8 protein-coding genes are annotated in these 15,745 nt (G+C 62.4%); 3 read left to right on the forward strand and 5 right to left on the reverse strand.

The window, feature by feature from the left end; genetic code table 11:
- Window positions 1–537: 537 nt before the first annotated feature.
- A complete protein-coding gene (locus tag AC0C6X_RS00005) occupies window positions 538–1,830 on the forward strand; it encodes an MFS transporter (protein ID WP_173515970.1) in 1,293 nt (430 codons plus the stop codon).
- Window positions 1,831–1,864: 34 nt separating this feature from the next.
- Here the strand turns inward: AC0C6X_RS00005 and AC0C6X_RS00010 are convergent, their stop codons facing one another.
- Window positions 1,865–2,803: a DMT family transporter gene (locus AC0C6X_RS00010; protein ID WP_472951231.1), complete on the reverse strand. Its 939-nt coding sequence runs from the start codon at window positions 2,801–2,803 to the stop codon at window positions 1,865–1,867.
- 428 nt (window positions 2,804–3,231) lie between these two features.
- Between AC0C6X_RS00010 and pepN the strand changes: the two genes are divergently transcribed.
- On the forward strand, window positions 3,232–5,880 hold the full coding sequence (pepN, locus tag AC0C6X_RS00015; protein WP_472951233.1) for an aminopeptidase N: 2,649 nt from the start codon (window positions 3,232–3,234) through the stop codon (window positions 5,878–5,880).
- A 287-nt stretch (window positions 5,881–6,167) separates the two neighbouring features.
- Window positions 6,168–8,498 (forward strand): PAS domain-containing sensor histidine kinase, encoded by a 2,331-nt coding sequence (locus AC0C6X_RS00020; RefSeq protein ID WP_247957907.1) that lies wholly within the window; start codon window positions 6,168–6,170, stop codon window positions 8,496–8,498.
- 9 nt (window positions 8,499–8,507) lie between these two features.
- Here the strand turns inward: AC0C6X_RS00020 and AC0C6X_RS00025 are convergent, their stop codons facing one another.
- The 4 genes from AC0C6X_RS00025 to AC0C6X_RS00040 form a co-directional block, all read right to left on the reverse strand.
- The gene (locus AC0C6X_RS00025; protein WP_247957908.1) at window positions 8,508–11,462 is read right to left on the reverse strand and encodes a bifunctional [glutamine synthetase] adenylyltransferase/[glutamine synthetase]-adenylyl-L-tyrosine phosphorylase; all 2,955 of its coding nucleotides are present in this window, start codon (window positions 11,460–11,462) and stop codon (window positions 8,508–8,510) included.
- A gap of 81 nt (window positions 11,463–11,543) precedes the next feature.
- On the reverse strand, window positions 11,544–12,950 hold the full coding sequence (locus AC0C6X_RS00030; RefSeq protein WP_173515965.1) for a sensor histidine kinase: 1,407 nt from the start codon (window positions 12,948–12,950) through the stop codon (window positions 11,544–11,546).
- Window positions 12,947–13,645: a response regulator transcription factor gene (locus tag AC0C6X_RS00035; protein ID WP_472951236.1), complete on the reverse strand. Its 699-nt coding sequence runs from the start codon at window positions 13,643–13,645 to the stop codon at window positions 12,947–12,949. The genes AC0C6X_RS00030 and AC0C6X_RS00035 overlap by 4 nt, the downstream gene beginning before the upstream one ends.
- A gap of 233 nt (window positions 13,646–13,878) precedes the next feature.
- Entirely contained in the window at window positions 13,879–15,438 is a 1,560-nt protein-coding gene (locus AC0C6X_RS00040) for a Do family serine endopeptidase (RefSeq protein WP_472951238.1), read from the reverse strand.
- Window positions 15,439–15,745 lie beyond the last annotated feature (307 nt).

The following is a 15,745-nucleotide window of genomic DNA, read 5'->3' on the forward strand; positions in this document are numbered from 1 at the left end:
CAAACCGTTCCGATGGACCAAATCGGCAGACGATATCCTCGCCACCATCAAACGCTTTTGCCTGGCAACCCTGCAAATCGCCGATGTGCAAAACAAATCGGCAGAAACTTCTGAATCAGGACACTAGAACGCCGTGCGTTCAGATGAACGCACTAAGGTCGCTCTAGCACCTCGTTTCCAGAGCATCTTTCCGCTTCAAGCGATTCCACTTGAAAAGCGGGATGCTCTAGGTGCTGCCGACAAAGAGGCGTACCGCCTTTTTGCCATCGGCTGTCGCAATCGACAGCGCCCGAAAAACTGGATAGAGCCACACTCGTCCCGACCTGCTGCATGTCTTCGTCCTTAAATCGGCCTCGATTTAAGGACGAAGACATGCAGCAAATCAAAGTGCTACAGCGACCTTCGCGCGTCTGATAAGACGCGCGGCGTTGTAGGAGTGTCAGGCTCATCCGGCCCTTGCCAGACCGTTCCTCGCTCCACCTGCGCTTTGCTCGTCATCGGCTTCGATGGCGAAGTGCCACGTTTTCAGGAGCGCCGATGCTGGCCAGCCTCGCTTCCGTCTTCAGCCTGATGGTATCGACCCTGCTCATGATGGTCGCCTTCGGCCTCCAGAGCTATGTGATCCCCGTGCGCTCCGTCGCCGAGAACTGGTCGACGCTGACCGTCTCGGTCATCGCCACCGGCTATACGGTCGGCTTTACGCTCTCCTGTGTCGTCACCCCGAAATTCGTACTGCGGGTCGGCCATGTACGCGTCTTCACCGCGCTGATCACGCTGCTATCGATCGCGATCCTGCTCTGCGGTCTCATCGTCGACTGGCACGCCTGGATCGTGTTTCGGGCGATCTCCGGCTTCGCCATCTCGGGCAGCTATCTCGTGATCGAGAGTTGGCTCAACGAACGCGTCACCAACGAAAACCGCGGTCTGTTGTTTTCGCTCTACTTGATCACCACGATGGTCGGCACCATAGGCGGCCAATACATGGTGCCGCTCGGCGACCCGACCAATACGTCGCTCTTCATGCTCTGCAGCGTGCTGTTTTCCCTGGCGCTGCTGCCGACGGCGCTCTCCTCCTCGCCGATGCCCGCGCCACCAGCGCAGGCGAAGTTCGATATCCCTGCGCTTTTCCGCCGTTCTCCGGTCGCTGTCGTTGGCGGCTTTCTTGCCGGCGCACTGTCCGGCGCATGGCTCAATCTCGGCGGCGTCTTCACGCAGAAGATCGGTCTTTCCACCGCCGAGGGTGCGACACTGCTCGCCTCGCTCCTGACCGGCAGCGCGATCTCACAGATCCCGATCGGCCGCCTCTCCGACAAGATCGACCGGCGTATCGTCATGGTCGGCTGCGGTATCGTCGGCGTCGTCTCCTGCCTGGTGATGTCGGCGTCGATCGGCAGCCAACCGGCGGTCCTCTACGTCATCGCCGCACTCGTGGGCTCGGTGCTGTTTCCGATCTACGCGCTGAATGTCGCGCATGCGAACGACCTCGCCAAACCGAACGAATATGTCGAGACGTCTTCCGGCCTGATGATCACCTACGGGCTCGGCACGATCTCCGGCCCGCTTATGGTCGGCCCGGTCATGGACCGTTTTGGCCCGGCGGCGCTGTTCCTCGTTCTCGCCGTCTATTTCGCCCTTTATGGCGGCTATGCCGCCTGGCGTATCCTTCAGCGCGAACAGCACAAGGGTCTGGTTGCCAAGACCGATTTCCAGGCAACGAGCGTGGTGCCGACACCCGGGCCTGACGTGACGAGCCCTGTTGCCCAGCAGATGGCGCAGGAACCGCTGATCGATGACGACACGGTTCCGGCCTGGGAGAAACAGCACTCGTAAGGGCCACAGACGGAAGATGAACGCGCGCTTCGCCTCAGCCCTGCGGCGTCATGTGCTTGCGGGCGCCCTGGCGCTCGAGGTCGAGCCGATGTTCGCGGAAGATGATGAAGATGCCGGCTCCGACGACGATGGCGGTGCCGATCAGCATGGTTGCCGTCGGAATATCGTCGAACAGAAAATAGCCGATGATCAGGCCGAGCACGATCGAAGTATATTCGAACGGCGCGATCGTCGACATGTCGGCATGGCGATAGCTCTCGGTCAGAAGAATCTGCGCCACACCGCCACAGAAGCCGGCGACCATCAGGAGCAGAAAGGCCTCGCGCGAGATCGACGGCCAGCCGAAGGGCAGCGTCGCCAGCGAGAAGACCGAGGCCGACAGCGAAAAATAGAGCACGATCGTATGGGTCCGCTCGTTCTTGACGAGTTTGCGCACCAGCACCATCGCAACCGCGCCGAGGGCTGCCGAAATCAGCACCGATGCAGCACCCAGCGCCTCCAGTGAACCGAAGCCGCCTTCGCGGAAAAGGGTCAGCCGCGGCCAGGTGATGATCATCACGCCGACCAGCCCGATGACCACCGCCGACCAGCGATAAAGCCGCACCGTCTCGCCGAGAAACAGCGCAGCGAAGGCAACGGCAATCAGTGGCATGGCGTAGCTGATGGCGATGGCTTCAGGCAGCGGCAGGTGCACGAGCCCATAGAAGCCGAAGCTCATCGCGAGAATGCCGACGAAGCCGCGCGCGATATGGCCGGTGAAATCCGCGGTCTTGAAGGCATCGCGCAACTGTCCGCGGAAGGCGAGATAACCGAGGATCGGCACCATGGCGAAGGCCGAGCGGTAGAAGGTGATCTGGCCGGTGGCGATCTCGTTTCCGGCCGCCTTGATCAGCGTCGACATGCAAACGAAAATGACGACGGAAAGGACCTTGAACAGGATCCCCTTCATCGGGCTTTCGACTTCCGCATCCATTGAGGGCACTTTTCGAACAGCCTCCGCCGGCCAGAGCAGACACGAGGGCTGGTTTGGAGATTTTTCAGCGGAGAACCCCGCCGCAGGACTTCGTCACCTTAGCGACGCTCGGTAACAAAGTCGGATCAAACTTCGTGATGAATGGCGTTTTTTCTTGATCGATTGACGTTTGGCAAAACGACGTCAGGCCTTTCTTTAGCCGCGGCGAAAAAAACCTTTCCAATTCATGTCTTGTTAGTCCCACTTCGATACACGTCAATCCGATAAGGGAGCGGGAAGACCATCGGAAGCCATGCCTTTTCTGTCGAAAGTGCGGTCGCCGGCATCACAATCGTGTGGCATTATCCGACTTTTCGCCCCTTGGCCTTTTCACCATCACAGGCGCCCACTACAAATTCTCCAGTAGAACGGCGCAAGCGGGACTGACCATGCGGACAAATACTGGCCAGATCATTCATCTGGAAGACTATCGGCCGACCGACTTCGTTCTGGAGAGAGTGGATCTGACCTTCGAGCTCGACCCGAAGGAAACCAAGGTCGAAGCCCGATTGATCTTCCATCGTCGCGAAGGTGTCGACGCGTCGGCGCCGCTGCTGCTCGATGGCGACGAACTGAAGATGACCGGCCTGCTGCTGGACCAGGAAGAGCTCGCGACCTCCCTCTACGACGTTACCGACGATACGCTGACCATCCGCGGCCTGCCGGAAGCCGCCCCCTTCGAAATCACCATCACCACGCTGCTTTCGCCCGAGACGAACACGCAGCTGATGGGGCTCTACCGCACCAACGGCATCTACAGCACCCAGTGCGAGGCCGAAGGCTTCCGCCGCATCACCTATTTTCCCGATCGTCCCGACGTGCTTGCCGTCTACACGGTCAACATCATCGCCGACAAGGCATCCGCTCCGCTCCTGCTGTCGAATGGCAATTATCTCGGCGGCGCCGACATGGGCGACGGCCGTCATTTCGCCGCCTGGTTCGATCCGCATCCGAAGCCGAGCTACCTCTTCGCCCTCGTCGCCGGTGATCTCGGCGTCGTCGAAGACACGTTCACGACGATGTCCGGCCGCGAAGTCGCACTGAAGATCTATGTCGAACACGGCAAGGAACCACGCGCGGCCTACGCCATGGACGCGCTCAAGCGCTCGATGAAGTGGGACGAAGACACCTTCGGCCGTGAATACGACCTCGACATCTTCATGATCGTCGCCGTCTCCGACTTCAACATGGGGGCGATGGAGAACAAGGGTCTCAACATCTTCAACGACAAATACGTGCTCGCCGACCCGGAAACGGCGACCGATGCGGACTATGCCAATATCGAGGCGATCATCGCGCACGAATACTTCCACAATTGGACCGGTAACCGCATCACCTGCCGGGATTGGTTCCAGCTCTGCCTCAAGGAAGGCCTGACGGTCTACCGCGACCACGAATTCTCCGCCGACATGCGCTCGCGGGCGGTCAAGAGAATTGCGGAAGTGCGGCACCTGAAGTCGGAGCAGTTCCCGGAGGATGCCGGCCCCCTCGCCCATCCGGTGCGACCGACGAAATACCGCGAAATCAACAACTTCTATACGACGACCGTCTACGAAAAGGGATCGGAAGTCACCCGCATGATCGCCACCATCCTCGGCCGCGATCTGTTCAAGAAGGGCATGGACCTCTATTTCGACCGGCACGACGGCCAGGCCGTGACGATCGAGGATTTCGTCGCCTGCTTCGAAGCGGCAAGCGGTCGCGACCTCCGCCAGTTCGCCCTCTGGTACCATCAGGCGGGAACACCACTCGTCACCGCTTCGGGCGCCTATGACGCCGCCAAGCAGACCTTCACCCTATCGCTCGAGCAGACCGTTCCGGCAACGCCGGGACAGGGTGCCAAGGAGGCGATGCACATTCCACTCAAGATGGGTCTGCTGCTCGAAGGCGGCAGCGAAGCCGACCTTTCCGCGGTCTCCGGCGCCGACATCACCGGCGACGTCCTGCATCTCACGGAGCGCAAGCAGACGGTCGTCTTCTCCGGCATTCCGTCGCGCCCGGTGCCGTCGTTCAACCGCGGCTTTTCCGCGCCGATCAACCTACACATCGAGCAGAGCGACGAGGATCTTGCGCTGATCGCGCATCACGAGAGCGACCTCTTCGCCCGCTGGCAGGCGCTCAACGCCATCGCACTCAGCAATCTGGTCGAGGCGACGGCGAATGTTCGCGCCGGAAAGCCGGTCACCTGCGACAAGGCGCTCATCGACGGCCTGATCCGCGCTGCCGCGGATGAAACGCTGGAGCCCGCTTTCCGCTCCCAGGCCCTGGCACTGCCGAGCGAATCCGACATCGCGCGCGAGATCGGCACCAACAACGATCCGGATGCAATCCACGCCGCGCGTCAGCAAATCCTGACGGCCGTTGCCGCCGCCGGGCGCGACACGTTCCTCAACTTGGCCGACGACCTCGTCTCCACGGCCGCTTTCAGCCCGGACGCCGCAAGCGCCGGTCGCCGGGCACTGCGCAACAGTGCGCTCACCTACCTCGTCCAGGGCGACGAAGGACCGGGGCGCGCCGCCGAGACCTTTGCCGCCGCCAACAACATGACCGATCTCAGCCATGCGCTGGCGCTGCTTGCGCACCGCTTTCCGGATGCCGCCGAGACCGCGGAAGCGCTTGCGGCCTTCCGCGCGCGTTTCGCCGACAACGCACTGGTCATCGACAAGTGGTTTGCCGTTCAGGCGACGATCCCCGGAGCCGGCACACTCGACCGCGTCAAGGCGCTGATGGCGGAACCGCTGTTCAATGGCAACAACCCGAACCGCGTGCGCTCGCTGGTGGGCACCTATGCCTTCGCCAACCCGACCGGCTTCAACCGCGCCGATGGCGAGGGCTATCGCTTTCTCGCGCATCAGATCCTCGACATCGACCCGCGCAACCCGCAGCTTGCGGCGCGTATCCTGACCTCGATGCGCTCCTGGCGCTCGCTCGAGGACAAGCGCGCCGGTCATGCCCGCAAGGCGCTGAAGGAGATTGCCGGAGCGCCGAGGCTTTCGGCCGATGTCGGCGATATCGTGGAGCGCATGCTCAAGGCCTGAAGCCTACTGCATGTTTCCTTAAATCGTCGCCGATTAAAGGACAAAAACATGCAGTACTTCCAAAGTGCTACAGCAACCTTTGCGCGTCTCATAAGACGCGCGGTGCTGTAGAACCCGTTGATTTTCTTCAGGGCCGGGCCGCTTGCGCGGCCCGGCCTATTATTTCCCAACGATAAGAAATGGTTAAGAAATCTTTACCAGCGCCTCTGGACAAGGCGAATCGCCCTGTGATTCATTGAGTCAGATTCGGGCGAGCGGCGCGCCGAATCATCAGAGGGTTTTGAGAATTGGGAAAGATGGCGGACGCGCGACAGGCGAGCGCAGCCGACGGGCGGTTGCGACTCAAGTTTCCGGGGCTTGCCGGCCGCCTGGAGCAAGAGTTCATCTCGCATGCGAAGATCTTTGCCGGACCGACCTCGCGGCGACTGGCAAGCGCAGAGCCGATTCTCAAGCGCTCCATCCCGATCCTCATCATCGCATTCCTGATCATCGTGGCGGTCTCGCGCATGTCCAGCATCATGGACGAGCATGCCCGCATGGAAGAGAGTTCGCGCCAGACGGTCGGGCTTGCGGCGGCAACCGCCGTTGCGGCCTTCCAGACGGACGGCGCTGTCCTTTTTGACCAGAGCCGCCGCTCGGACGTGGAGCAACGCTTCAGCCATTATCTGCCCACCGGCATGCTCGATCCCGGCACGTTCATCCTTGCAGTCCGCAGGGACGGCCGGATCTTCGCCAGCACCCAGGAGGACGGGCCGCTCATCGGTCGGACGCTCGCGGCCGTCGCACCCGACATCGCGACGCTGCAATATTTCGGCGAGCACTCCAGCGTCATGAAGACGCCGATCGTCGGCGTCGACCATATCGTGGCACTGGCGCAATTGCCTGACGCGGCCGGAGTGGTGCTGGCCGCAACGCCGGTGACGCAGCTCGAAACCACCTGGCGCGATGAAGTCTCGCTCAACGTGACGCTCTTTGCCGGCATCTCCGCCATCCTGCTGATGGTGCTCTATGCCTATTACATCCAGGCCAAGCGGGCTCGCGACGCAGACTCGGTCTTTGCCGAATCCAACCTACGCGTCGAGACTGCGCTGTCGCGCGGCCGCTGCGGCCTCTGGGATTTCGACCTCGCCAACCGTCGGCTGTTCTGGTCGCGCTCGATGTACGAAATGCTCGGCATGCCCGGAGAAAACAGCGTGCTCTCCTTCGGTGACGCCGCGCGGCTGATGCATCCGGATGATCGCGGCATCTATGGCGTGGCGCGGACCATAGCGCGTGGCGACGCGCGCCAGATCGACCAGGTTTTCCGCATGCGACATGCGGACGGCCACTATGTGTGGCTGCGTGCCCGCGCGGAAATCATCCGTACCGTTTCCGGGCGGGCGCACCTGATCGGCATCGCCATGGACGTGACCGAGCAGCACCGACTTGCCCAACGTTACGCCGAAGCAGACCAACGGCTCGCCGACGCGATCGAATGTACGTCGGAGGCCTTCGTCCTCTGGGACAAACATGACCGCCTCGTCATGTGCAACACCCACTTCCAGGAAGCCTACAAGCTTCCCGATCACGTGCTCGTTCCGGGCACCGAGCGCATCGCCGTCCAAACGGCCGCGGCGCGGCCGGTGGTGGAACGGCGCATCGCCGATCCCGATCGCAGCAACCAGTCGCAGACGACCGAGGTTCAGCTTGCCGACGAACGCTGGCTGCAGATCAACGAGCGACGCACGCGCGACGGAGGTCTCGTCTCGGTCGGCACCGATATCACCCTCCTGAAGCGGCATCAGGTACGCCTGCGCGAATCCGAGCGGCGGCTGATGGCGACGATCGGCGACCTTTCGGCGTCGCGCATGACGCTGGAGCGACAGAAGACCGAACTGTCGATCGCCAACGCCAACTACCAGGCGGAAAAGGAACGCGCCGAGGCGGCCAACCGCGCCAAGTCGGAATTCCTGGCGAACATGTCGCATGAGCTTCGCACGCCGCTCAACGCCATCCTCGGCTTCTCGGAAATCCTGCAAAACCAGATGTTCGGACCGCTCGGCTCGGAGAAATACAACGAATACTCGCGCGACATCCACGAGAGCGGCAAACATCTCCTCAACGTCATCAACGACATACTCGACATGTCGAAGATCGAGGCCGGGCACATGCGCATCAGCCGCGAGACGATCGATCTGGCGCCGCTGATCGAAGAGACGCTGCGCTTCACCACAATACCGGCCGAACAGAAGAACATCCATGTGGTGCAACAGATCTCGTCGGGTCTCACCATGATTGCCGACCGCCGCGCCATGAAGCAGATATTGCTCAACCTGCTTTCGAATGCGGTGAAGTTCACCAATGAAGGCGGGCGCATTTCGCTTCGTGCCCGCAAGGTGACCGGCGCCGTGACGCTGACGATCGCCGATTCCGGCATCGGCATACCGCGCGACGCGCTTCAGAAGATCGGGCAACCCTTCGAGCAGGTGCAGAGCCAATATGCCAAGAGCAAGGGTGGCTCGGGCCTCGGGCTGGCGATATCGCGCTCGCTCACCCGCTTGCATGGCGGCAGCATGAAAATACACTCGACGGAAAACGTCGGTACGATCATCTCGGTCAGAATCCCCGACCGAGCCTGAGGCACTCCATCACGCCGAAACGACCGATTGGAAGACACGCCGCGCGGACTTCGACAGCCGCCGGATATCTCCCTCCAGTGTCTTCAGGTCGGGATAGTCCCCTGCCCGGCAGACGAGATCGATCAGCCCGGCCGGCGCTTCCTTCGGCTCGAACTCTCCTTCGATGCACAGCCGCACGATCTGCGACAACTCGGTAAAGAGGTGCAGCGCCTCCAGAGCAACATCGAGATCATTGGGGTTCATCAAGGAGTCGCCGAGCAGCTTCAGTGCATCGGCCGTATTCGTGCCTGATGTCAGCGGTTGAATGCCCTTCGCGGGCGCAACGAGCGCCAGGTACTGGCTGATGAACTCGATATCGACGAGACCACCCGGGATCAGCTTGAAATCCCAGATATCGCTCGGCGGCTTCTCGCTGTCGATCATCTCGCGCATGGAGATCACGTCGGCGCTGACCTTGGCAACATCTCGCTTACGGCCGAGGATTTCGGCAAAGATTGCATTGGCCTCGGCGATCAGCCTTTCGTCGCCAGAGATGCAGCGCGCCCGCGTCAGGGCCAGATGCTCCCAGGTCCAGGCCTCTTCGCGCTGATACTTGGCGAAGGCATTGATCCTCGTCGCGACCGGCCCCTTGTTACCGGACGGACGAAGCCGCATGTCGACCTCGTAGAGAATGCCCTCTGCCGTCGGCGCGGAAAGTGCGGCGATCAGGCGCTGCGTTACCCGCGTGAAATAGCGCGTCGGGTCGAGCGGCTTGGGGCCGTCGGACTCGGTCGCCGCCTCATCGTAATCGTAAAGCAGGATCAGATCGACGTCAGAGCCCGCGGTCAGCTCGTGACTGCCGAGCTTGCCCATGCCGACGACGGCGATGCGGCCGCCGGGGAAATCGCCGTGTACCGAGCCAATCTCGTCCTGCACCGCCTTCACCGCCGCGGCGATGATCAGGTCAGCGAGATCGGTAAAGGCGCGGCCGGCCTGTGCCCCCGAGATGGCGCCGGTCAAAAGCCGGATGCCGATCAGGAAGCGCTGCTCGGCGGCAATGATGCGCAGGCGGTCGAGCACTTCCTCATAGTGTCGCGCGCCACCGACGAAATTGGCAATACGCGGCGCGAGATAGTCCCTCGTCGGCAATTCGGCAAGGAGGCCCGGATCGAGCATGCCGTCGAAGACATGCGGGCGCGCGGCGATGATTTCGGCAAGCCGCGGCGCCGACGACATGACGTTGACGATCAGCGACAGGAGGCCCGGATTGTTGCCGAGCAGCGAAAAGAGCTGGATGCCCGCCGGCAGGCCGGAAATGAAATTGTCGAAGCGCAGCAGCGCTTCGTCGGCTCGGCGGCTTTCGCCGAAGACGCGCAGAAGCTCCGGCGTCAGTTCGGTCAGGCGCTCGCGCGCTTCCACCGATTGCGTCGCGCGGTAGCGGCCATAGTGCCAGGTGCGGATCGTATGGGAAATGTCCGACGGCCGCTGGAAGCCGAGCTTCTTCAGCGTCTCCAGCGTATCCGGGTCGTCGCGCTGGCCGGTGAAGACGAGATTGCCGGTCTCGGTCGAAAGCTTCGCCTCCTGCTCGAAGAGCTGGGCGTAGCGGCGCTCGACCGTCTTCAACACGCGCGAAAGCGCCTTCGAGAAGGCGGCCGTATCGTCGAAGCCAAGCATATAGGCGATGCGCTTCAGCTCCGCTTCGGTCTCGGGCAGCACATGGGTCTGTTCGTCGCGTACCATCTGGATCCGGTGCTCGACGTCGCGCAGGAACCAATAGGCCTCGACGAGTTCATCCGCCGTCTCCTCGTCGATCCAGCCGGCCTTGACCAGGGCGCGCAGCATCGGCTCGGTGGCGCGCTGGCGTAGCTCCGGCATGCGACCGCCGGCGATCAACTGCTGCGTCTGCACGAAGAATTCGATCTCGCGGATGCCGCCGCGGCCGAGCTTGATGTTGTGTCCCTTGACCGCGATTTCGCCGTGGCCCTTGTGGGCGTGGATCTGCCGTTTGATCGAATGAATGTCAGCGATCGCCGCATAGTCGAGATATTTGCGGAAGACGAAGGGGACCAATTCCCTGAGGAACCGCTCACCGGCTTCGATATCGCCGGCGACCGGCCGCGCCTTGATGAAGGCGGCCCGTTCCCAGTTCTGCCCCCTGCTCTCGTAATAGAGCATCGCCGCCTCGACTGGAATCGCGAGCGGCGTCGAGCCTGGGTCGGGGCGCAGCCGCAGGTCGGTGCGGAAGACATAGCCGTCGCCGCTGCGCTCCTGCAGGATGCGGATCAGCCGGCGCAGCAGCCGGCCGAAGGTCTCCGAGGCATCGTCGCGGTCGACGATGACGCCGGATTGCGGATCGTAAAAGACGACGAGATCGATATCGGAGGAATAGTTGAGCTCGAAGGCGCCGAGCTTGCCCATGCCAAGCACGATGACCCCGGAACCGATGCTGGGGTTGGCGACGTCCTTGACGATCAGCTTGCCGCTCTCGTGCGCGCTCAGCAGCAGGTGATCGATGGTTGCGGAGACGGCAGCACCAGCAAAATCACTGAGCCAGCGCGTGGTTTCGCGGCCGTCGAAGTGCCGGGAGAGATCGGCGAGCGCCACGGCAAAGGCGAGCTCGCGTTTGGCCCGCCTCAGCCGCGCCATGATCTCCGTGTCCGGCAGGGCCGCGCCGCCTTCGTTGGGCTTCCAGGCATCGCGGGCGCGGCGCACCCGTTCGGCCAGGAAGGCCGTCAGATCGGTGGACAGGAGTTCTTCGAGAATGGCCGGGCGGCTGTCGCCCGTGTCGCGCAGGAAAGGCGACAGCGCGAAGGCTGCGACCACGAAGGTCTTGAACGGGCCGTCGGAAGCCAGCAGGCTGGCGATCCTGTCATGGCCCTTCGCCATGTCCTTCAGCACCGAGAGCGCTGCCTTGGCGTCGGCCTGGCTTGGCGCCCGGATCGGCGCCGTCTCGATCTCCCAGCACTGCTGCACCTGGTCCTGCATGCCCTCTCCCCTTGCCTACAGCCTGCACATCCAAAGCAGCGGCAAGCCGCGCTCGTCTCCTGTTCTCAAGGAACCGGTCTATCAGGTTGCAGCCGCAGGGAAAACCATCTGCACCGTCAGACCCTTGCCACCATCCCCCGCCGCCGGATCGGTATCGGCGAGACGCAGCGAGCCGTGATGCATCTCCATGACCGCCTCGACCAAGGACAATCCGAGGCCCGTGCCCGGCTTGGACCGGCTCTCATCGAGGCGAACGAAGCGCTTGACCACCTCGTCATGCATTGCTGCCGGTATGCCGGGCCCGTGATCGGCGACGGACAAGAGTACATGGCTATCGCGCTTTTCCAGCGAGACCCTGATCAGCGGATTGTCGGCGCCATCGGCATACTTGATCGCGTTGTCGATAAGGTTGCCGAGCGCCTGGCCAACCAGTTCTCGGTTGCCGGAGATTGTGATGTTTTGCGCGACTGCGGCTTCCAGCGTCAGACCGACATCCTCCGCAACAGGCTCATAGAGCTCGACGCAATCGGCAACGATCTGCGAGAGGTTGATCTCGCTCATCTCGGCGGCGGACGAGCCGGCCTCGACGCGCGAGATCATCAGGAGCGCATTGAAGGTCCGGATCAACTGGTCGGACTCACCGATGATCTCTTCGAGCGCGCCACGCTGGCTCGTGCCCTTGCGGGCGAGTGCTGCTTCGGCCTTGTTGCGCAGCCGCGTCAGCGGCGTTTTCAGGTCGTGGGCGATGTTGTCGGAGACCTGGCGCAGACCTTCGTTCAGTTTCTCGATACGGCCGAGCATCGCGTTCAGCGATTCCGACAGCCGGTCGAACTCATCGCCGGAACCGCTCATCGGCAGGCGCTGCGAGAGATCGCCGGCCATGATCTTGGTGCTCGCCTCCGACATGCGGTCGATGCGCTTCAGGGCATTGCGGCCAATGCCGAACCAGATGACGAGCGCGCCAAGCCCCATGACGCCGAGCGCTACCATGAGCGCCTGACGCACCAGAGCGCGAAACTTCTGCGGCTCCTGAAGGTCACGGCCAACGAGAATGCGCAGGCCATTGTCGAGCACCAGCACATGGGCGAGCGCCACATGACTGTCCTTCTTCGTCTCGTCCGTATAGCGCTGATAGGCAAAGGGTCGTTCGGTCCAACCTTCGCTGTCGAGCAGTCCGGGCTCGAGGCTCGCGACGTTGCCTGCAAGGATCTCGCCGCTCGGCCCGGCGATAACATAGAGATTGGCGCCCGGCTGCCGCGCGCGCCGCTCGAGCGAGCGCAGCAGGCCGTTCATGCCGGCCCGCGTGTAGACCTGCTCGATCTGCGTCACCTCCGCGGTGATGGCGTCACGGGTCTGCTGCTGCAGCAACCGCTCCGACATGCCGGTGACATAGAACACCAGAAAGGCTGCACAGAGCGAAAAGAGAATGAGATAAAGGGCGGAAAGCCGAACCGCGGTCGTTCTGAAGAGAACGCGAAGCTTGCTCATGCGGAGGCCCGGTCATCCTTGATCATGTAGCCGGCGCCGCGCACGGTGCGCAGCAGCGGCACGTCAAAGTCCTTCTCGATCTTCGAACGCAGCCGCGACACATGCACATCGATCACGTTGGTCTGCGGGTCGAAGTGATAGTCCCAGACATTTTCGAGCAGCATGGTACGGGTGACGACCTGGCCGGCATTCTTCATGAGATATTCGAGCAGGCGGAACTCGCGCGGCTGCAGCGGGATCTCCTTGCCCTGTCGGCGCACCGAATGCGACAGGCGGTCGAGTTCGAGATCGCCAACGCGGTAGACCATATCCTGTTCGGGCGTGCCCTTGCGGCGGCCGAGCACCTCGACACGCGCCAGCAGTTCGTTGAAGGCATAGGGTTTCGGCAGATAGTCGTCGCCGCCGGCACGAAGCCCCGTGACACGGTCATCGACCTGCCCAAGCGCGGAGAGGATCAGCACCGGTGTGTGGATGTCCTTGCGCCTGAGCTCGGTGATGACGGACAGGCCGTCGCGGCGCGGCAGCATGCGATCGATCACCAGAACGTCGTAGTTGTTCTCGCTGGCCATGAAGAGACCGCTCTCGCCGTCACTGGCGTGGTCGGAAACGATACCCGCCTCACGGAAGGCCTTCGCCAGATAAGCTGCCGCCTCGAGATCGTCTTCAATGATAAGAATCTTCATACGCGCGACCATAGTCCCGGACCCCTGTCTGTCTCAACCGGTTTCGGCTTTCCGCCACCGGATTGGCGAGTGCCCTCGATCACGATGGTATCGGCCGGATCGGACCAAACTCATGGTGATCGATTCTCGTCGGTGAGAGCGGGATGCGGGCGGAACACCGCACACAGTTTTCCCGCTCGAAACGGCGAGCGCCGCGAAATCACGTGGAAATCGCGGCGCTCCGGTCATTCATTTGACTGCCGCGATCAGCCCTGATCGATCGGGAGGGCCACGAAGCGGCTGCCGTTTTCTGCCTCGATCTGGAAGAGCGCCTTGCTACGGCCGTCCTTCTTGGCAGCGTTGATGACCTTCAGGATATCGTCGGCGGACTTCACTTCCTGATTGTTGACGGAGACGATCTTCTCGCCCGTCTTCAGGCCACGATCGCTGGCATCGGAGTCCTCATCGACCGAGGCGATGGTGACACCCTTGCCGTCATCGGACGGGACGACGGTGACGCCGAGGTTAGCCAGGGCCTGCTCGCTCGAAGGCTGCGTTTCCTCGGACTGGCTGTCCTGGCTCTTGGCGGCCTCCTTGTCATCCTTCGGCAGCGTGCCGATCTCCAGCTTGACGCTTTCGGACTTGCCGTTGCGCCAGAGGCTCAGGTCAACGGTCGTGCCCGGGCGGATGGCGGCAACCTTGCGGGCGAGATCGCGCGGATCCTTGATGGTGTCGCCGTTCAGCGCAGTCACCACGTCGCCCTTTTTGATGCCGGCCTTTTCACCCGGCGAACCCGCCTGGGGTTCGACGACCAGCGCGCCGCTTGCTTCCGCAAGGCCGAGCGATTCAGCGATGTCTTTGGTGACGGGCTGGATCTGTACGCCCAGCCAGCCGCGGGAAACCGAACCGTCCTTGATCAGGTCGGTAACCACATCCTTGGCAACGGCCGCGGGGATCGCAAAGGCAATGCCGACATTGCCGCCCGACGGCGAGAAGATCGCCGTGTTGATGCCGACCACTTCGCCGGAGAGATTGAAGGTCGGACCACCCGAGTTGCCGCGGTTCACGGCAGCGTCGACCTGCAAGTAATCGTCATAGGGGCCGGAGCCGATGTCGCGGCCACGGGCGGAGATGATGCCCGAGGTCACGGTACCGCCGAGACCGAACGGATTGCCGACAGCAACCACCCAGTCACCGACGCGGACCTTGCTGTCGTCGGCCCAGCCGACATAGGTGAACTTGCGCTTGTCATCGACCTTGAGCACGGCGAGATCGGTGCGGCTGTCCTTGCCGATCAGTTTGGCATCGAGTTCGGTGCCGTCGTTGAGGATGACGGTGAAGGCCGCGCCGTCGGAAACGACGTGGTTGTTGGTGACGAGATAGCCGTCTTCGGAGATGAAGAAGCCCGAGCCCTGGGACGTCGGACGCAGGCGACCTTCGCCATGCGGGCCACGGCGACCCGGGCCGCCGCGCTCGCTATGGTCATCGCCGCGCGGGCCGAATTCCTTGAAGAAGCGCTTCAGCGGGTGATCGTCCGGCAGTTCGTCGAAGCCACGGCCGCCGAAGCCAAAGGTGAAGTCGCTGCCATCTTCGGTAACCGGATTGATGCGCGACTGGACGCGAACCGAAACGACGGCGGGCGAGACCGCGTCGACGACATTAGCAAAGCTCGGCACCGAGGGCGCTTCCACCTTGACTGCTTCCGCAAAGGATTGGGAAACGCGCGCCGGCAGACCGGAGCTCAACATGACGGCAGCAAGGCCGGCAACCGTCGAGGCCTTCAGAACGGTCTTGAGGGAGGGACGCAGGGATTTGGTCGTAATCATCCGTTTTGCCTTTTCTCTTCCTTGATGCCGCCAAGCGGCAGCATCGAACCTGACTGCGCGCCCGTCTCGATGAAGACGGGTTCGTTTTTTTGGCTGACTGGAGGAACAGCCGATGACGAAACATGTAACGGATGGGACCTTACTGAGTTCTGTCCGGAAGATGAATTTTTGGTAATGTTGCGAGACGCGATGCTAAACGCATGGATTGCCGGCCGACGGGAGACAACACGCGCCGTCACCTTTGGTGCCCGCCACGGACAATCTTTCAGCGATTTCAAAAGATTATTGGGCCAGGGCGGCAATTGTC

The sequence above is a fragment of the Ensifer sp. VA4 genome, assembly GCF_055710065.1.

Excerpts from the sequence above, each read along its gene's own strand:
- AC0C6X_RS00005 (WP_173515970.1), top strand. The coding sequence starts at position 538 with ATGCTGGCCAGCCTCGCTTCCGTCTTCAGCCTGATGGTATCGACCCTG.
- AC0C6X_RS00010 (WP_472951231.1), bottom strand. The coding sequence starts at position 2,803 with ATGGATGCGGAAGTCGAAAGCCCGATGAAGGGGATCCTGTTCAAGGTC.
- pepN (WP_472951233.1), top strand. The coding sequence starts at position 3,232 with ATGCGGACAAATACTGGCCAGATCATTCATCTGGAAGACTATCGGCCG.
- AC0C6X_RS00025 (WP_247957908.1), bottom strand. The coding sequence starts at position 11,462 with ATGCAGGACCAGGTGCAGCAGTGCTGGGAGATCGAGACGGCGCCGATC.
- AC0C6X_RS00030 (WP_173515965.1), bottom strand. The coding sequence starts at position 12,950 with ATGAGCAAGCTTCGCGTTCTCTTCAGAACGACCGCGGTTCGGCTTTCC.
- AC0C6X_RS00035 (WP_472951236.1), bottom strand. The coding sequence starts at position 13,645 with ATGGTCGCGCGTATGAAGATTCTTATCATTGAAGACGATCTCGAGGCG.
- AC0C6X_RS00040 (WP_472951238.1), bottom strand. The coding sequence starts at position 15,438 with ATGATTACGACCAAATCCCTGCGTCCCTCCCTCAAGACCGTTCTGAAG.